The organism is Priestia sp. YIM B13551 (assembly GCF_042787905.1).
GTDB lineage: Bacteria > Bacillota > Bacilli > Bacillales > Bacillaceae_H > Priestia.
The window spans coordinates 459,339-477,131 of the sequence record NZ_JBHZOX010000001.1; the positions used below are offsets into that span (position 1 = coordinate 459,339).

General features: G+C 36.8%; 16 protein-coding genes and 1 pseudogene. 3 read left to right on the forward strand and 14 right to left on the reverse strand.

Annotated features, from left to right (window positions below; all coding sequences use genetic code 11):
- Nucleotides 1-20: 20 nt before the first annotated feature.
- Complete coding sequence (gene trhO / locus ACFX4N_RS02410) at nt 21-989, reverse strand: oxygen-dependent tRNA uridine(34) hydroxylase TrhO (protein WP_055990891.1); 969 nt, start codon at nt 987-989, stop codon at nt 21-23.
- 334 nt (nt 990-1,323) lie between these two features.
- Here trhO and ACFX4N_RS02415 point away from each other — a divergent pair, with 334 nt between their 5' ends.
- On the forward strand, nt 1,324-2,127 hold the full coding sequence (locus ACFX4N_RS02415; protein WP_301264629.1) for an alpha/beta fold hydrolase: 804 nt from the start codon (nt 1,324-1,326) through the stop codon (nt 2,125-2,127).
- Nucleotides 2,128-2,207: 80 nt separating this feature from the next.
- Here the strand turns inward: ACFX4N_RS02415 and ACFX4N_RS02420 are convergent, their stop codons facing one another.
- The 4 genes from ACFX4N_RS02420 to ACFX4N_RS02435 all read right to left on the reverse strand — a co-directional run bounded on the left by ACFX4N_RS02420 (nt 2,208) and on the right by ACFX4N_RS02435 (nt 5,144).
- Nucleotides 2,208-2,987, reverse strand: coding sequence for an MBL fold metallo-hydrolase (locus ACFX4N_RS02420; RefSeq protein ID WP_013057110.1), 780 nt, complete (start codon nt 2,985-2,987; stop codon nt 2,208-2,210).
- A gap of 184 nt (nt 2,988-3,171) precedes the next feature.
- Nucleotides 3,172-3,507, reverse strand: coding sequence for an ArsR/SmtB family transcription factor (locus ACFX4N_RS02425; protein ID WP_013057109.1), 336 nt, complete (start codon nt 3,505-3,507; stop codon nt 3,172-3,174).
- On the reverse strand, nt 3,508-3,936 hold the full coding sequence (locus tag ACFX4N_RS02430; RefSeq protein ID WP_097823383.1) for an SRPBCC family protein: 429 nt from the start codon (nt 3,934-3,936) through the stop codon (nt 3,508-3,510).
- A gap of 188 nt (nt 3,937-4,124) precedes the next feature.
- Nucleotides 4,125-5,144 carry an STAS domain-containing protein gene (locus tag ACFX4N_RS02435; RefSeq protein ID WP_055990897.1) on the reverse strand — a complete coding sequence of 340 codons (1,020 nt, stop codon included), beginning with the start codon at nt 5,142-5,144 and terminating at the stop codon, nt 4,125-4,127.
- A 294-nt stretch (nt 5,145-5,438) separates the two neighbouring features.
- Between ACFX4N_RS02435 and ACFX4N_RS02440 the strand changes: the two genes are divergently transcribed.
- Nucleotides 5,439-6,170, forward strand: a complete 732-nt coding sequence (locus ACFX4N_RS02440) for a GntR family transcriptional regulator (protein WP_063671622.1) — start codon at nt 5,439-5,441, stop codon at nt 6,168-6,170.
- Between the two features lie 41 nt (nt 6,171-6,211).
- Here ACFX4N_RS02440 and ACFX4N_RS02445 read toward each other — a convergent pair whose 3' ends face one another.
- The 9 genes and pseudogenes from ACFX4N_RS02445 to ACFX4N_RS02485 form a co-directional block, all read right to left on the reverse strand.
- Entirely contained in the window at nt 6,212-7,054 is an 843-nt protein-coding gene (locus tag ACFX4N_RS02445; RefSeq protein WP_013057105.1) for a fructoselysine 6-kinase, read from the reverse strand.
- A gap of 15 nt (nt 7,055-7,069) precedes the next feature.
- Nucleotides 7,070-7,954, reverse strand: a complete 885-nt coding sequence (locus ACFX4N_RS02450; protein WP_013057104.1) for a carbohydrate ABC transporter permease — start codon at nt 7,952-7,954, stop codon at nt 7,070-7,072.
- Nucleotides 7,954-8,835 carry a carbohydrate ABC transporter permease gene (locus ACFX4N_RS02455; protein WP_013057103.1) on the reverse strand — a complete coding sequence of 294 codons (882 nt, stop codon included), beginning with the start codon at nt 8,833-8,835 and terminating at the stop codon, nt 7,954-7,956. Before ACFX4N_RS02455 ends, ACFX4N_RS02450 begins: the two co-directional genes overlap by 1 nt.
- A 15-nt stretch (nt 8,836-8,850) precedes the next feature.
- On the reverse strand, nt 8,851-10,137 hold the full coding sequence (locus tag ACFX4N_RS02460; RefSeq protein ID WP_377260799.1) for an ABC transporter substrate-binding protein: 1,287 nt from the start codon (nt 10,135-10,137) through the stop codon (nt 8,851-8,853).
- A gap of 116 nt (nt 10,138-10,253) precedes the next feature.
- Nucleotides 10,254-11,240 (reverse strand): SIS domain-containing protein, encoded by a 987-nt coding sequence (locus ACFX4N_RS02465; RefSeq protein WP_013057101.1) that lies wholly within the window; start codon nt 11,238-11,240, stop codon nt 10,254-10,256.
- A 79-nt stretch (nt 11,241-11,319) separates the two neighbouring features.
- Nucleotides 11,320-12,451: pseudogene (locus ACFX4N_RS02470) on the reverse strand (ABC transporter ATP-binding protein).
- Between the two features lie 294 nt (nt 12,452-12,745).
- Entirely contained in the window at nt 12,746-12,910 is a 165-nt protein-coding gene (locus ACFX4N_RS02475) for a hypothetical protein (protein ID WP_013057098.1), read from the reverse strand.
- A 264-nt stretch (nt 12,911-13,174) separates the two neighbouring features.
- Nucleotides 13,175-15,844, reverse strand: coding sequence for an MMPL family transporter (locus ACFX4N_RS02480; protein ID WP_377260802.1), 2,670 nt, complete (start codon nt 15,842-15,844; stop codon nt 13,175-13,177).
- Nucleotides 15,841-16,302, reverse strand: a complete 462-nt coding sequence (locus tag ACFX4N_RS02485; protein WP_013057096.1) for a MarR family winged helix-turn-helix transcriptional regulator — start codon at nt 16,300-16,302, stop codon at nt 15,841-15,843. The genes ACFX4N_RS02480 and ACFX4N_RS02485 overlap by 4 nt, the downstream gene beginning before the upstream one ends.
- A 256-nt stretch (nt 16,303-16,558) precedes the next feature.
- Between ACFX4N_RS02485 and ACFX4N_RS02490 the strand changes: the two genes are divergently transcribed.
- Nucleotides 16,559-17,767 carry an MFS transporter gene (locus ACFX4N_RS02490; RefSeq protein WP_013057095.1) on the forward strand — a complete coding sequence of 403 codons (1,209 nt, stop codon included), beginning with the start codon at nt 16,559-16,561 and terminating at the stop codon, nt 17,765-17,767.
- The last annotated feature ends 26 nt before the right edge of the window (nt 17,768-17,793 follow it).

Genomic DNA, 17,793 nt, shown 5'->3' on the forward strand with positions numbered 1-17,793 from the left:
ATAGCGTGCTGCTTTTTTTATTATAAAGTTACGTGTTCTTTTTCAAGCTCTTTAACACGTGCTGCAAACTCTTCTTCTGTTAAACCGTGTTCTTTTACATAGCGGTTACGAGGGCTCACTCGGCATTCATGTGAACAAGCGCGTAAATATTTGTGTTCATTTTCTTCAGAAGCTAAGATTTTCTTATTGCATTCTGGGTTTGCGCAGTTAACATAGCGTTCACAAGGCTCGCCGGTAAAGTGGTCTTTTCCGACAATCACATGCTCTTTTTGGTTAACTGGTACGCTGATGCGCTCATCAAATACATAGCACTGACCGTCCCATAGTTCACCTTGTACTTCAGGATCTTTTCCGTATGTTACAATACCTCCGTGAAGCTGGCTTACATCTTCGAAACCTTCTTCAAGAAGCCATCCAGAGAATTTTTCACAGCGAATACCGCCTGTGCAGTACGTTAAGATTTTTTTATCTTCAAACTGATCTTTGTTGTCGCGAATCCATTCAGGAAGCTCACGGAAGTTTCGAATATCCGGACGAACAGCTCCTCGGAAGTGACCTAAATCGTATTCATAATCGTTTCTTGCATCAATTACGACCGTATTCTCATCTTGCATCGCTTCATAAAATTCTTTTGGGCTTAAGTAATTACCCGTTACGCGAAGAGGATTCACATCTTCTTCTAATCGAAGAGTTACTAATTCTTTGCGGTGACGCACGTGCATTTTTTTGAACGCATGTTCATCTGCTTCGTCTATTTTAAATACAATACCTTCAAAACGAGGATCATTTTTCATCGTTTCCATGTATTTATCTGTTTGTTCAACTGTTCCTGATACCGTTCCATTGATCCCTTCAGCCGCAATTAAAATGCGTCCTTTTAATTCAAGCTCTTTACAAAATGCCAAGTGCTGAGCTGTGAACTCTTCAGGATTTTCAATTGGTGTGTACAAATAATATAGTAGTACTTGATATGGTTTTCTTTCAGTCATGTTGCTTCTTCCACCTATCTGTTTATATTTGCAAGATATAATGCATGTAGGTCGGTTATTGTGAACCGAATTGATGGTAACAATTCATTACTTAAAGGTACATTACGACAAAAACAACATCCTTTTTATAAGGATGCTTCTATCTAAAAAGCATTACAGTGAATGATTGTTTCAAAAACATACAGTATTTAAGCCTGTAATAGTATAACATATCAAAGCGTTCACTTCTAGGATTTATTCTTCAATAAAAATTTTATTGACTCGATACGTTCTACATGAATTTTCCCGCGCATACATGATGAGATATAAATCTTTGAGGTGGGGGGCGAAAATGATGCCTTTTTATACATTAAAAGACGGTGCAACTTTGTACTATGAACAACAAGGGGAAGGAACACCTATTATTTTCATTCACGGAGTTTGGATGAGCAGTCGTTTTTTTCATAACCAGCTTTCTTTTTTTTCAAAACAGTATCTAACTATTCTTTTGGATTTAAGAGGACATGGAAATTCAAGTCATACTCCATATGGCCATACAATTTCCACTTATGCTCGTGATGTGCATGAGTTTATAACCACTCATCAATTAAAAGACGTCATATTAGTAGGCTGGTCGATGGGTGCTTTTGTTGTGTGGGAATATTTGAAACAATTTGGTGAAGAAAATGTAAAAGGGAATATTATTGTAGATGAAATGGCTTCAGACTTTAAATGGCCAGACTTTCCGATCGGTGCATTTGATTTACCTGCGCTTATTTCGCTTATGCAGGGTATTCAGCTTGATCGATCAAGTACATTAAAAAATTTTATTCCGCTTATGTTTAAGGATGAATTAACTGAAGAAGATAAACATTGGATTATGAAAGAAGTAACGAAAATGCCTGAGTCAATAGCCAGTGCTATTTTGTTTGATCAATCCATTGTGGACTATCGAGATTTTCTCCCGTTTATTACAATCCCTACCTTACTGTGCTTTGGAAAAGAAGAAAAACTCATTCCGGTAGCAGCTGGAAGACATATTCAAAAGCTGGTTTCAGGTTCTGTACTTGAAGTTTTTGAGAACAGCTGCCACTGCCCTTTTCTCGAAGAAAGCGATCGGTTTAACAAAGTTGTGATCGACTTTATCGAACATATCTAATTTACAAGCTTAAAGAAGCAGCGCTTTACCTCCGCTGCTTCTTTAAATGAAACCTTTTATGCATTTATGTATTACTATACTTAGGGTAATAAAATCTCGCGTCCGTCATAGGCAAAGCTTACGTTTTCATCTGAGAGCATCTCGGCGTGCTTTCGGATATCGATATCATGTGATAAATGAGTAAACACCATGTTTTTTGCCTGTAGCTTCGCTTTGATCTCCATTGCCTCTGTCACGTCATATACGGATCTTTTTTCTTTTTGAAGATATTCTTTCCAGAAAGATGTACCAAATATCAGTAAATCTAAGTGGTAAAAGGGCTGCCACTGTTCTTTTGTCACATTAAAAGAATCGGATACATACGCCCAGCGTTCGCCTTGTTTTTGATGAACCACAATGCCGTAGGAATGACCGTTAAATCCGTGATTTACTTTATGAAACGTAATGGTTGTTTCTCTACTATCCCATTTTAACGTTCCTTTAAAGGTAAGCCCTTTTCTTTTTGCGAGATAAGGAAATCTTTCGGTTAACTCGCTGATGACTTCAGGCGCTCCTACGACTTCTGTATTTACATTATTCCAATAGCATAAATCAGCTAAATCTCCTAAACCAGCCACATGGTCATTGTGAGGATGAGTAATAAAAACAGTAGAAGGGATTTTTTTGTTATTGTATAAATGAAATTGATGTTTAAAATCAGGTGATACGTCAATCAAAAACACGTTACCGTCCATTGTAAACTGTGCACTAGGCCTTGTGCGCTGATTTAATTGATCTTTTTGTGTACATACTTTACAGTCACATAATAATCGAGGCACTCCTTGAGCATCGCTCGTCCCGTAAAATAAAAGCTTGTTCATTGCTCTGTTTCCCCCTTTTTTTCTTCTAAAGGTCTATCTTTTTATTTCAAGAAATGTCCTATGTTGTTCTGCATCTTTCTTTTATTTGTCCTTCTAGAATAAAACCAGCTTTTATGTAAAACAGCCAGTCTTTTTAACGACTGGCTTTGCTATATTCCCTATAAAAAACGTTTTTATGCTTTTTCTATTGATTTCCTTCTTCATCTCTTTCAACAATATGCTGAAGAATAGATAATTTGTTCGTCCAAAATTGCTCGTAGTAAGAAAGCCAATCTTGTACTTCTTTTAAAGGCTCTGGCTGAAGATAATACACTTTTTCTCTGCCTTTTTTCTGTCCATGGACTAAGTCTGCTTCTGAAAGTATATGAAGATGCTTGACAATAGCGGTACGGCTTATTGAAAAATGAGACGTTATTTCTGAAATAGGCAATTCTTTTTCAGAAAGCAGCTCAAGTACTTTTCTTCGAGTAGGATCAGCAATGGCTTGAAAGATATCATGCTTGGGAGCTGATGAAGTCATTTAGTTTTCAACAACCTTTCGAAGTTTTTCATTTACGAGACTAATCCACCCGTAGCTCATTCTATCTCGTACTACTGAACTCTTTTCGTTTGCTTTTTCAAGAAGTGTTTCAGCTTCTTTCCACCCGCTATGAATAAGCGTAAATTCAGTTTGATTACCCATTTCTTTTAAGGTAAACGAAACGACCCATCCATCCGTATCCCAAGAGAAAGAAAGATAGTTTGGTGCATCTATTTCTAACACTTTACACGGAGATGGTCCAAAAGGCGATTGCAAATGAAATTCATATCCTACCTGAGGCTGAAAATCATTAGGCATGAACCATTGTTGGAGCCCTTCTGCGGTTGCTACTTTATCCCAAACTTTTTGAATCGGCGCGTTAAATATTATCGTCTGTTTTACATCTTCTACTACACTTTTATCATTCATCGTTATCTTCATTCTCCTTTTTAAAAAATAACACCAAAAAGTTTTATATAAAAATAATATAACACCTTTTGGTTTCATGTCAATTCCTCTTTTGAAAAATAAAATCCTTCAATACATTTCCGTTCTTTGATAAAGAGATTTGTTATGATGCTGAATGAGTGCATTTTGTTATATTTCAAATATATCTTTTAAACGATGCTTCGTCCGCTTTGTGCCAATGCATAATGAATGCCGTGCTGCAATGTTTGAAAACAATCATATTTTGATAAATCAATATGGGTCTCTGATATAACTAACCCTAAGTCAGCAGAAATTCCTACTAAAATTGTTTTCGTACCAATCAGGGACGCTGCTGCACCTAATTTTTCAATAAGACTTGCCGTATATTCAGTAAGTTCTTTATCCAATCCGGTTAAATCCAGCACAAGATAATTAGCCTGATGTTTTGGGAGGTTATTTAATGTATTGACAATCAAATCTTCCGTTCGATCCTCGTCGTATTTGCCAATCAAAGGAACGACGACTATGCCTTCCAAAACCGGAATAATAGGAGAAGAAAGCTTTTTAATAAGATCTTTTAACTCTGCTGTTTTTTCTGCTACAACGTTTTGCAAATGTTCTATTTTCTGCGCTTCTTTTCTTCTGGCTAATTGATGAATATTTTGAGTGATATCAATGTTGGAAGGGAAGTATTCTACTGTGGTGCATTCATGCCCTTCTATTTGATGTTGAATCACCTTGTACCAAATATTTGTTCCGAATAGTCCTGTAAAAATCCCTGCATAATGGGCCGGAAGAAAATTTCCTCCCTTTGTTTTCTTTTGCGCAACGTTAATTTTATGTTCCCAACTGTCTTTTAATTCAGCAGATAGAGTTTTACTTTCAGGATTTAAATATTTGATAGTGGTTTTTCCCCATCCAGCCGAAGCATATGTATCTGTAATTAACTCAGCCGCTTCAAAAACCGTTACGCCTTTCATATTTTGAAAGTACTCTCCTACTACTAATCCCTGTCGGAAACCAGTGGTTTCCAGTACTACAGAAGCTGCCTCTTCTCCAGATATTTCTTCGATTGTGTCAAACAATGTTTTCATCGCAGAAGAAATCCAAAAAAGGATTGCATCTTCTCCTTCAAAGCTAAATTGTCCTTTTTCTAAATCCCAAGCAAAACTAAGACCACCTATATCAATATTCTTTTTTTCACCCATGGCGGAATCTCCTTTTTATAAAGTTCTTACCTTCTTTATATTTTATCTTATGTTGAAGAAGCTGGTAATAAAAATTGTTGCATATTTTCTATTGCTTGTCTAACCATTACCCATGTTTTCAATTAATAGAAAAGAAAGGTAAATGCTATAGAACTTTGAATTCGCCAACCTTTCTTTCTTTTGTATCAAACATACATGATAAAAAGGAATAAAAGCAAATTGTAATATAACATCACATTACGTTATAATATAATTATATTCAAAAGAAAGTATTTAGAAAAGAGGAGGAAAAAGATGAAGCTAAATACTCATAGCTCTACGCCTTTATATATGCAGTTAAAACAGGCTATTACAGAAGATATTAATAAAGGAGTTTATACTCCGGGTGAAAAACTTCCAATTGAAACAGATTTGTGCGATATATACGGAGTAAGTCGGATTACGGTAAGAAAAGCCGTATTAGATTTAGTAGAAGAAGGCCTTCTAATACGTCAGCAAGGAAAAGGAACCTTTGTTCAATATCCAAAAGCTAAAAGAGAGCTGTTTGCTGTTAATGGGCATACAGAGTATATGTCGGAATTAGGGAAAGTACCGCAGACTAAAATTTTGTCTTTTGGTATAAAAACTGTAAAAGCTCATGTGGCAAAGATGTTATCAATCCCTCCCGAAAGTGAAGTCCTTGAACTGCAGCGCATCCTGTATTATGACGACCAGCCTCTTACCTTAGAAATTTCTCACTACTCCTTAGAATTGTTACCACACTTAGATCAGCACGTCCATAATTCAGTTTCAATGTACGATACTATAAAAAATAAGTACAATATTGCTCCGGTTCATAATAAAAAATTATTGAACATGGTATTTGCAAACGTGGATGAAGCAAAACATTTAGAATGTGAAGTCGGAGAGCCGCTGTTTAAAGTGGAAAAAGTGGCGTATGATGCACAAAAAAGACCGATTCATTCATCTTTTCTACACTACCCTGCGAATCGCGTTACGTTCACTATAGACAGTTCTAATTCTTAATAAAATAGCGCCTTGCTTTAAAAGCAAAGGCGCTATTTTATTCATTTTAAAACCATCGCACAGTCTGCATTATATTCTTTTCCATATCCAAATGCTCCGTAATTCTGACAGGTTTGTGATGCCACCAATGATCCATTATGGAGGGCTTTGGCTATGTTTTTTTCTGGTAGGTAAGAAGAAAGAAAACCAGCTATAAAAGAATCTCCAGCCCCAAGCGTATCCACTACATTTGTAGGAATTATAGGCTGTTTAAATAATTGGTTTTCGACTGATAATAAAGCTCCCTCTTCTCCTCTTGTCACGCATACGACACTGGTTCCTAACAAGTGTACTCGCTTTATTAAATTCATACACTCTTCTTCTGGCAGGCTGCTTCCTGAGAAAAATGCATAGCTGATATATGGACATACTTGCTGTAAATATTCCTCATCGTATCTCGTAGAAAAATCAAAGGAAATATCAACGACTTTATGTAACAGTGGAAGGTCAGATTCTAAATGACTAAAAATGCTCGTATGAAGAAGATCGTGCTGACGAATATAGGTTAAATCCGATTCATTCAGCATTAGTTTTAATCTAGATTGAACGCCCCCTTTATTTGATCCTACAAAAATCCGATCACCTTGTTCATCAAGTGTTACAACCGCCATTCCATTCTCTCCTACAGCTCTTCTTACTCTGCTAATATCCATCTTTTCTTGCTGCAGAGTATTGACTACATGCTCTGCCGATTCGTCATTCCCCACGATTCCCATATAGGAAGACTGATGATTGCTCAATCTATTATAAAATACGGCCACATTTAGTGCGTTGCCGCCTGGATAGATCTTCCCTTGGTCTTTATAGTAATCTACTACATTATCCCCTACTCCAATTAGTTTCATCTGCTTATCCTCCTATTATTTAACACTCCCGTTAGCAATGCCACGGATAAAATATTTTTGCATAAATAAAAACAACATAACAATCGGTGCTGCTGAAATGGTCAGTCCAGCTAGTAATACCCCCCAATCTGTTTGCAAAGCGTCTCTAAATTGCATTAATCCTGCTGGGATTGTACGCAAACTGTCGTCGTCGATAAAGATAATGGCAAACATAAATTCATTCCATGTGTAGTAAGCTGTCAAAATTGTCGTTGTTAATAAAATGGGCGTGCTCATTGGAATGAAAATCCGAAATAAAATCCCAAAGCTTGTACATCCATCTAACCGAGCTGCTTCCTCCAGTTCTTTTGGAATCGAAAGAAAATAAGCTCGAATTAGCAAGATGGTTAAAGGAATTCGATAAGCAACATAAGGCAGAATCAGTGCTAAGTGTGTATTATAGATTCCAAGTTTTTGAATAATGCTATACAAAGGAATTAAACTTACCTGAGGAGAAAGCATAAGCCCTCCGAGACATATAATAAGGACAAAAGCTTTTCCTTGAAACTCAAAGCGTGATAGCCCATAAGCTCCTAACGCACTGACCAGGACCGTCAAAAAACAAGACGCGCCCGTGACGATCACACTGTTTAAAAAGTAAGAAGATATTCCGCTTTTCCACGCTGTCACATAATTTTCAATTAGCCAAGTATGGGGCATAGACCAGCTGTGAGTAAAGATTTCATCCGTGCTTTTAAAAGAACTTATAATCATCCAAAGCAAGGGATACGCAATGACGATAAAATAGATGATCAATCCGACATATACTATCGTTACACCTGTGTACCTCTTCTTTTTTCTTTCTTTAGTGGCTGTATTGACAACATTAGGTAAGGTGACATTTGTTTTAGGCATCTGCATCAAGCGTCTTCCTTTCCTGTTTTAAATGCTTTCATTTGAACAAGAGAAATCAACAGCGTAATAATTAAAATGACAGTAGCAATTGAGGAAGCGTAGCCCATCATATCTTTCGAAAAGGCTGCTTTGTATAAATACGTACTTAGGACTTCAGATGATGTACCCGGTCCGCCTCCAGTTAAAATATAAGGTTCATTAAATACTGTAAAAGCACCAGTGAGCGTTAAAATAACAGCAACAAATGTCATTTCTTTTGTTTGCGGTACAGTAATATGAAAGAACATTTTAAATTTATTAGCGCCGTCTATTTCAGCTGCTTCATACAATTCAGGTGAGATTTTTTGTATCGCTACAATATACAGCATGGCGATATAGCCGATAGACTGCCACTGAGATACAGCAATAACTGCATAAATAGCTGTATTACTGTCTCCTAGCCAAGGTTTTGCCAATGAGTCTAATCCGATCATTTTAAGCACTTGATTTAGAAGCCCTACTTCAGGGTTGTAAAAAAAAGTAAACAACAAGGCGATAACGGTCATCGAGACGACTACTGGTAAAAAATAAACCGTTCGAAAAAAAGGAGAAAACTTTCGAATAAGTTTATCTTCTAAAACGGCAGCCACAATTAGACCGCCTCCCACTTGAAAAATAATTGAAATGACCGCATAAAGAATATTATTTTTGAGTGCCTGATAAAAAACAGGGTCTTTAAATAAGTGCACATAATTATCTATTCCTACAAAAACTTTGTCTGGTGAAAATGTGCTCCACTCATAAAGACTATCCCAAATATTCTGAAAAATAGGGATATACACAAGTAGTAAAAAAGCAAAAGCAGGAAAAAGATATAAATAAGGGGTTAGCTTATTGCGTTTTAACATCGCTTTTTCACTTCCTTACTTTTTAGATTCAGCACGAACACTCGCTGCAGCTTTTTGCACATCTTTCATTACTTCTTTAGGGGTTTTATCACCATTTAGCATAAGCTGAGACCCTGTTAAATAAGCATCTGCAATTCGAGCATCGATTGCCATATCAAACCATGGAGCCATCTCTTTGGCTTGTAAAATATTATCTACTGCTTCTAATTGCTCCGGTGTTGAATTACTGCTGTTAGCTGTATCATTTACTGCACTGTATTTCCCTACTTCTTTTACTAGCTTTTCACCCATTTGTTTTGATGTTAAAAATTCAAGAAATTCCATCGCTTCTTTTGGATGCTTTGTTTTAGAAGAAATCATAAACCCTTCAGGTGATCCTGTTAAATTAGTAGCATTTCCTTTTCCATCCTCTACTTTAGGAAAATTAAACATGCCAATCTTAAATTTCGTTGGACCGAAAAGCTTAATTTCAGCGGTTTCAGCATAAAACATAGCTGCTTTTCCATTTGAAAATTGTTGTCTTGCATATTCATGATCAATCGAATTTGTATTTTTATTAAAGTAAGGAACTAATTCTTCTAATTTTTCTAGAGCTTTTACATAGCCTTTATCCGTGAATGTCCCAGTTTTTGAATTATAGTCTTTTGAAAGAACGTCAGGCTTTATCATGCGCTGATTTAAGGTTCCTACGTAGTGAGAAATGGTCCATGTATCCTGGCTTCCAAATTCTAAAGCTGTATAATGCTTCTTTTTTAACACGCTTAAAACATTTAGTAGCTCGTTCCAGTTTGTAGGCGCTTTTAATCCTAATTTATCGAAGATATCTTTGTTGTAAAAAAACATTTTCCCATCCATTGTGACAGGAACACCGTAAATTTTCTTATTAACGGTATATGGTTTAATTTGAGATTGAACAAGCTTGGAAGACCACGCTGAATCCTTCTTATAATAAGAGGTTAAATCTAAGGCTTTGTTTCCTCTGACAAATTGTCTAGCAAACTCATCGCTCCAAGAAAAGTACACATCAGGAGGGGTATTAGTGCCTGTCATAACTTTAATTTTGTCTTTATATGAATCGTTTAAGACCGCTTCTGTTTTAATATCAATATCAGGGTGCTGTTTTTCAAATTCTTTTACAACTTCTTCAAAGTAGCTTTTTTCAGGTTCTTTTGGCCATCTGTGAAAGAATGTTAATGTTGTCTTTCCTGTGTCTGAGTCTGAAGACGTTTGTTTTCCAGCACACCCCCCGAGCATTAAAGAACAACTTAAAAGTGAGGCTAAGATTAAATTTGTCTTTTTCATATAGAAACCCCCTTATTGTAAGTGCTTTCATATATAAGTTATACTATAATGTTTTATAACATTATAGTATAACTCGTAAGGAAAATATACAGATTTCTATCTTTATTAGGAGATTATTAATATTCTACTTTCCACATGTAGCGTCTTTTACTTAAAGGATGATTGCGTGCTTCAGCTAATTCTTCGGCATACTGACGCAGTACACGGTTTAATACAAGAGGAGCAATATACCCTTGCACATCTTTATCAATTCCTTCGAAGTCATATGCTTTTGCATCTAGAACAGTTAATTTCTTTCCATATCGTTTAGAGAATGATAAGGCGCGTTCTTCTAAAGGTCTCGTTTCGTCTAGTCCAGCTAAGATGATAAACGGTACGTTTTCATCAATAATTTCGAATGGACCGTGGAAATACTCTCCAGCGTGAATAGCGTGAGAATGAATCCACTGCATTTCCATCAAGATACAGATGCTGAATGAATATGCTGCTCCATAGTTCGAACCGCTGGCCATTGTATAAATAACCGGTTCAGACTTATGTGATTCAGCAAATTTTCTTGCGTTGCTCGCTTCGTATTCTAGAGCTTTTTCATAAACAGACTGTAGATTTTCTAAGCTAGTAACTAACTTTGCAAACTTATCATTTTTTTCTGCTACGTATAAGAGACCAAATACAAGCTGATATAAAACGCCTAAGTTTGTTTCAAAAGCATCGATATCATTGCCCCATTCATACTTAATAAAAATATCTGCGCTGTGTGCTAAAGGTGAAGTAGGTTCATTTGTTAAGGCTACAGCATAAGCGCCTTTGCTTTTAGCGAACTTAGCTGCTTCTGTAGTCTCAGGAGTTGTTCCTGACATGGAACATAAAATAACTAAGGAGTCTTTTCCTAGCTGCTGCGGATTGCGGTGGATAAATTCGTTCGAGCTATACAAATCGGATGTAATATGTTGAGCTTCTCGATCTAGTACATACTTAGCTGGATACATGATCGCAGAAGATCCTCCACATGCGACGAAAAACACATTACGAATTTGCTTGCTTTTTAATTCGTTTAATACGGCTTGCACATCAGTTTTTACATTCACTACTGTTTTGCTCATTTTCCCCACTCCTTAAATAAAATATGATATACAACATTATGTAATGTTATATGTTGTTATATTAAACTGCAATCGTTAACTAGTCAATACATTTATCAGAATATTTAACTTTTTTATTTACATTTGTAGAAATGCGCTCTTCTGTTTCTCCATCAAAGAAATGCACGTAGGTTAAATTCAACGAAAAAGCGCCTTTGTCCCCTGCTTCAAACTCACATAAAAGAGGCACTCGAGCGACAAACGTTTGCTTTTCTAAACTAGCATATAAAATTGTTTCAGCACCTAGTACCTCTATCATATCTAGTGTCGTAGTGAAGCAAAACTCATTGTTCAACTCTCTCTTACTATCCTCTTTATGATATACAATGTGTTCAGGACGCGCACCCATTATGACCTTGAGAATGTAAAGCGTGTATTAGAAAATCAGGAAGCTGTATTTTAGTTTTTCCCATTATAAAATAAGTGCCTTGGAGATACCCTCGAAAAAAATTCATTGCGGGCGATCCAATAAAACTGCCTACAAATACATTCCTAGGATGGCTGTAAATATCTTGAGGAGTTCCGATCTGTTGAATAATCCCGTCTTTCATAACAACTAGGCGAGTAGCCATTGTCATAGCTTCCACTTGATCATGCGTCACATAGATTGTTGTTGTTTGCAGCCTTTGATGCAGTTTAATAATCTCAGCACGCATCTGTACTCGCAGCTTCGCATCCAAATTAGATAATGGTTCATCCATTAAGAAAACTTTTGCTTCCCGAACAATAGCACGACCTAAAGCAACTCGCTGACGCTGCCCTCCTGACAAAGCTTTTGGTTTTCTCTCTAAATATGTCTCTAGTCCTAGCATTTTAGCGGCTTCATTTACACGTCTATCAATTTCATCTCTCTTTATTTTTTTTAACTTCAAACCAAATGCCATATTCTCTCGAACTGTCATATGAGGGTAAAGAGCATAGTTTTGAAAAACCATAGCGATATTACGATCTTTTGGAGCTACTTCGTTCATATGCTTTCCATCAACGTAAAAATTACCTTTTGAAATTGTTTCTAGACCAGCGATCATTCGCAGCGTAGTAGATTTACCACAGCCTGAAGGTCCAACAAATACAATGAACTCTTTATCTTTAATCTGAAGGTTAAAATCATTTACTGCGATATTCTTTTTATCATATATTTTATATACTTTATCTAAATGTAACGTTGCCATCTAGCATCAGCTCCTCATATTTAATATTCGAAATACAGTATTGCAAGCTACGAGTCTCTTTTTCCTTCATCCTTTCCTCCTTTTTATTTAAATTGCTAACTTGAGACATTAAAGTAACTTAATAACTATACTAATCGAATCTAGTTAGACAGAAAATAAATATGTAAAGGTTGCTAACACAAAACATACAAGCAACCGTTCACCTTCAAAAAAATAAAAACCTTCTCTAAAATAAGAAGGTTTCAGATCATAATCTGCATAGAGACTGCCTTTGCCTTACTTCTGAAGATTTTATTACATATCTTCTTTGCCTTGACAGCTCGGACACTCATAAACATGTACAAAATAAAGTCCAATATGGTGGAATCGTTTCCCTAAGCAATCTGGACATGTTCCTGCTTCGCGCATTTGTTCTCGTCGTTTGTCTCGCTGATTAGCGAAGAAATTTACAAATTTCATAAAAGAACCTCCCTCATGTTTTTGACTATAGGTTTTCCTGATGAGAGGTCTTTTATTCGACTAGGTGTATTTATAAAAGCACCTGCTTGATTGTGCTTTTAAACTATACTCACGCTTTCCAATAATACAAAAAGGATAGATAGAGCATTCTTATGACGCTCATCTATCCTTCATTTTTATCCTATATAATGTTTAACGCTATACAGGCGTTTATCACTATTTCCTAACAAGTATCTGATTTTTGATACAGCTAGCATATACAAGTTATTCTTCTACTTTGTATTTTTCTTTTTTCCGAATAAACGGCCACCAGTTTCCTTCTCCAAGCGTTACGACAATCGCTGGCATAAGAAGCGGAAGAATGACAAGGCCATAAAGTAAAAGACCAATAATAACAACCGTTGCTACATGAACAAGTGTTAATACACCCGATGGCATCATAGCCCCAAACGTTCCGGCTAAGATAATAGCAGCAGTGATAATAACCGACCCCATCTTACTCATAGACGTAACCATCCCTACTGCTACGCCGCTTTTTACTTCTTCGTTAAAACGGTCTAACAAGAAAATAGAATAGTCAATTCCAAGGGCAACTAAAATAACAAAACTAAAGAATGGCACGGCCCAGCTGATTCCGTCATTCCCCATTATATCCACGAATAGAAGCTCTGAGATTCCCATTGCTGTATAATACGTAAGCAGCAGTGAAGCAATCATGTATACAGGCATTATCATTGAACGGAATAAAATGGTCAGCACAATAAACAATCCAATCATCATAATAACCATTGTGCGTGAAAGATCCGTTGTAGATAAATCTTTTAAATCCGCATTTGAGCTCGATACCCCTCCGTACACAATTTCTGTATGCTCAAACAGCGTATCAACGACTTCGCTTGCCACCGCTTTTTCAATATTTTTTACGGTTGAAATGGCTTCTTCAGAATATGGATTTTGATCGAGCACTACACTGAGCTTAACTCCTTTTCCATCTGCAAAAGAATAGTTATCGATGGATTGTTTAAACCCTTTATCTTTCATCACTTCTGCTGGAAGATAAATACCCGTATCTCTAACTGTTGAGCTGTCACTCATGTTATCAAGCATATCTGTTGCTTTTGTTAAGCCATCTGAGATCTTCGTCAGTCCGTCATTCGCACTTTTAACTCCTTTTGCTAACTGATTGATACTGTCTGATAGCGTTCCAACTTGACCTTGCTGAGCTGAAAGATTCTCATTTGCTTGTTGGAGACCGGTTTGAATGGCAGTAAGCTGTTTACTGATTGCAACAAGCTGCGGGACCGCTTGCTGCACATTTCCTGTTGTAGAGAGCTGTGTGCTGACAAGCTGCAGCTGTTGATTAATTTGAGCTAATCCGTCTGCAGCAGGTGCAAGCGACCCGCCAGATTTCTCTTTAGAAGCAGAACCCGTTTGGTCAGCTATTTGATTTAGCCCTTTTTCAACATCACTTAATCCTTTTTGTACATCTCCGATTCCTTTAACAGCATCTTTGATTCCGTCTGATACAGAGCCTAGCTGTGAATTAACATATAAATCATCAATCTTTTCTCCGGTAGGCTGTGTGATAGTCATAACAGAATCCACGTGATCCACTTTTTCAATTGCTTTGCTGATATTTCCTAAATAAGGAATAACATCCGCCTTTGTTAACTCTTTATCTCCTTTAATAATAACATTGACAGGAAACGCTTTTCCTTCTCCCAGTGCATCACTGATAGCATTTAGTCCTTTTATAGATTTATAATCACTGCTTATTTCAGCAGTAGAGTCAAACGATACTTTTGAGTCGTACGTTACAATAAAAGGCACGGTAATAATGGCTGTAATGACTACAAACACGAACGGTCGCGCCACTGCCTTTTTTCCTAAAAAGCCCCACAGCTTATTATCGCTATGAGAAGCCACTTTTTTAGACGGCCAAAATAATTTTTCTCCAAGTGTAACCATAAAAAGTGGAAGCAGAGTAAATAAAATGACTAGCAGTACACCTACGCCCACTGCTACCCCGACAGCGGACTGGAAAATGGCAAATTTGGCAAATCCGATGGCTGCAAAACCAATAAATACGGCAATTCCGCTGATAAATAGCGTTCTTCCTGCTGTCCGATAAGCCGTGATCGTGGCTTCTACTTTATCATGTCCGTTTGCCAATTCTTCACGGAAACGATTAAGTAAAAGAATGCAGTAATCCGTACCAATTCCAAACAAAATAGCTACTAAGAACGTTTGCGTGAACGTTGAAATTGGAAAATCGACATTTTTAACTAAAATCCCTAGTAACGATTGACTGATTAAGTATGTGATTCCCACAATTAAAATAGGAATAAACGGCGTCACTACTGAACGGAAAACGAGTAAAAGCAAACCTAAAATCAAAAAGATAGTAATAAACTCGGTTTTCTTTAACCCTTCTTCTGAACTGTGTGCAAAATCCTGATTAATAAGAGATGCGCCTGTTACATATGCCGTAATGTCTTTTGGCACGTTATCATAAATCTGATTCGCTATTTTTTCAACTTTTTCATCCGATCCACTGACAGTAACCGGAACTAAAACGGTTTTTTTGTCTTTAGACATTAATTGATTACGAACATCTTGATCATCTGTTAAAGGCGTTGTGACATCTTTTACACCTTTAATTTTCTCTGTCTTATCAATGATTTTCTGTATTTGTTTCTCACTATCTTTATCTAATGCGTTATCTAACTTGATAACCATGCTGATGGTATTACTGTCTTCTCCGGCATTTTTTAGAATTTGGCTGGCTCTAGATGAAACGGCATCGTCGGGAAGCTGAGACTGTCCTTTTTCACTTGCGAGCTTTGTTAAATTTGGTGCCGTTAGCATCAATATAACTGTTAAAGCTAAAATGAAGGCCGCAATCACCCATTTAAATTTCACAATAAATTTCATTCTTTGCTTTCCCCTTTTGTAGTTAACTTTTCTTTTGCCATTGTAAGAATTTCAATAAATGTATCTATTTTTTCTTCTTCTACATCATCAAACAAATTCTCAATGATACTAAAACACGCGGCATTTCCGTCATTTATTACCTTTTCGCCTTCAGCCGTAATCTTAATAAGCTTAGAACGTTTATCGCTCTCTAGTTCATTAGCGTCCCACTCCACAAGCCCTTTTTCGAGCAGTTTTTTGATTCGATTCGAAATGGCACTTTTATGAACACCTTGCAAGACTGCAAGACTGCCAGGTGAAGACGGACCTTTAATCATTAAACTATTTAACAAATCAAACTGCTGCCTAGAGACATGTTCAAAGAGGTTATGGCTGATCTCTCTATGAATTACTTCTGTTCCTACAAACAGCACTTCTTCAAAAAGTTCTACAGCTTGATATAATTTGCTTTTTGTCACTGTTTTCTCTCCTTTATTCATTTAGTTTATAGGTATAAACTATTCAACTTTAAAAATAGTTTATAGGACTAAACTTTATTCTGTCAATAAATTTATGTCCGACTGTCTTCATATATGATAAAGATAAATAGAAATCCCAAAAGATACCGCTTACATCATCTTTTTTGGTTGTCAAAGCTCCATCACTTAAGTATTATTAGTAATTGACTTCTTTTCAAGGAGATATAAATTTTATACACAGAAAGGGTGATCACACATGAATACAATGCATGCTAATGAGCAGGTCAGTAAGAAAGATTCCTTTCCAATTGCTCTCATCTCGTTGACTCTTGGAGCTTTTGCTATTGGAATGACGGAATTTGTTATTATGGGGATACTGCCTAACGTTGCGGAAGACCTTCATGTTAGCATTTCGACTGCTGGCCAGCTAATTACAAGCTATGCTTTAGGAGTAGCAATCGGCGCGCCAATTTTAACCATTTTTACTCATCGACTTCCTCAAAAGCTTCTGCTTTGTTTACTTATGCTTTTATTTATTCTCGGAAATGCAATTGCTATTATTGCACCCAGCTATGGAATTTTAATGGGAGCTCGTTTAGTTACGGCATTATGTCACGGTACTTTCTTTGGAGTAGGCGCTGTTATTGCTTCACGTCTCGTACAACCTCATAAACGTGCAAGTGCTGTCGCAACGATGATGGCAGGTTTAACCATTGCAAATATCATCGGGGTTCCTGTGGGAACATTTATTGGGCAACACTTAGGCTGGAGAGCTTCATTCGGGGCTATTACGATCATGGGGATTATTGCATTTATTGGTATTATTCTATTTATTCCAAAGCTTGGTCAAGACAAATTAACGGGTCTAAAACAGCAGTTTGCTGCTTTTACTCAACCAAAACTTCTTGTGATGCTTCTTTTAAGCGCAATAGGATGCGGCAGTTTATTTACTGTTTTTACGTACATTACACCGCTTCTTGAAGATGTTACAGGAGTAAGTGAACATAGCGTTACGTGGATACTTGTATTATATGGATGCGGCGTTACGCTCGGAAATGTTGTTGGAGGCAAGCTTGCAGACTGGAAGTTAATGCCTTCGGTTGTAGGTATATTTGCTTTTCTTTGTATTGTGCTGACTATTTTTACGTTTACCGTTAAAAGCCCAACAGCAGCAATTATCACGCTTTTTTTCTGGGGAGCAGCAGCATTTGCTGTAATGCCTGGTATTCAAGTGAAAATTATGAACTTAGCACAGGAAGCACCTGCTTTAGCTTCTACTTCGAATCACTCGTTTGCTAACTTAGGAAATGCTTTTGGCGCCTTTTTCGGGGGCGTGATTATTAACCATATGGGACTTACTTCACTTCCTTGGGTCGGCGCCATTTTTGTAGGAACGGCTTTTGTTATCAGCACTTGTCTTTTTATTGTGGAAACACGCAAAAAACATAGTGAACAATCGTCCTAATTCTCTAACAACCGAACAAAAAATAA

Bases quoted from the DNA above. Each gene is read 5' to 3' on its own strand.
- ACFX4N_RS02475 (WP_013057098.1), bottom strand. From the start codon at position 12,910: ATGAAATTTGTAAATTTCTTCGCTAATCAGCGAGACAAACGACGAGAA.
- ACFX4N_RS02460 (WP_377260799.1), bottom strand. From the start codon at position 10,137: ATGAAAAAGACAAATTTAATCTTAGCCTCACTTTTAAGTTGTTCTTTA.
- ACFX4N_RS02465 (WP_013057101.1), bottom strand. From the start codon at position 11,240: ATGAGCAAAACAGTAGTGAATGTAAAAACTGATGTGCAAGCCGTATTA.
- ACFX4N_RS02430 (WP_097823383.1), bottom strand. From the start codon at position 3,936: ATGAATGATAAAAGTGTAGTAGAAGATGTAAAACAGACGATAATATTT.
- ACFX4N_RS02450 (WP_013057104.1), bottom strand. From the start codon at position 7,954: ATGCAGATGCCTAAAACAAATGTCACCTTACCTAATGTTGTCAATACA.
- ACFX4N_RS02455 (WP_013057103.1), bottom strand. From the start codon at position 8,835: ATGTTAAAACGCAATAAGCTAACCCCTTATTTATATCTTTTTCCTGCT.
- ACFX4N_RS02415 (WP_301264629.1), top strand. From the start codon at position 1,324: ATGCCTTTTTATACATTAAAAGACGGTGCAACTTTGTACTATGAACAA.
- ACFX4N_RS02435 (WP_055990897.1), bottom strand. From the start codon at position 5,144: ATGGGTGAAAAAAAGAATATTGATATAGGTGGTCTTAGTTTTGCTTGG.
- ACFX4N_RS02480 (WP_377260802.1), bottom strand. From the start codon at position 15,844: ATGAAATTTATTGTGAAATTTAAATGGGTGATTGCGGCCTTCATTTTA.
- trhO (WP_055990891.1), bottom strand. From the start codon at position 989: ATGACTGAAAGAAAACCATATCAAGTACTACTATATTATTTGTACACA.
- ACFX4N_RS02420 (WP_013057110.1), bottom strand. From the start codon at position 2,987: ATGAACAAGCTTTTATTTTACGGGACGAGCGATGCTCAAGGAGTGCCT.
- ACFX4N_RS02425 (WP_013057109.1), bottom strand. From the start codon at position 3,507: ATGACTTCATCAGCTCCCAAGCATGATATCTTTCAAGCCATTGCTGAT.
- ACFX4N_RS02445 (WP_013057105.1), bottom strand. From the start codon at position 7,054: ATGAAACTAATTGGAGTAGGGGATAATGTAGTAGATTACTATAAAGAC.
- ACFX4N_RS02490 (WP_013057095.1), top strand. From the start codon at position 16,559: ATGAATACAATGCATGCTAATGAGCAGGTCAGTAAGAAAGATTCCTTT.
- ACFX4N_RS02440 (WP_063671622.1), top strand. From the start codon at position 5,439: ATGAAGCTAAATACTCATAGCTCTACGCCTTTATATATGCAGTTAAAA.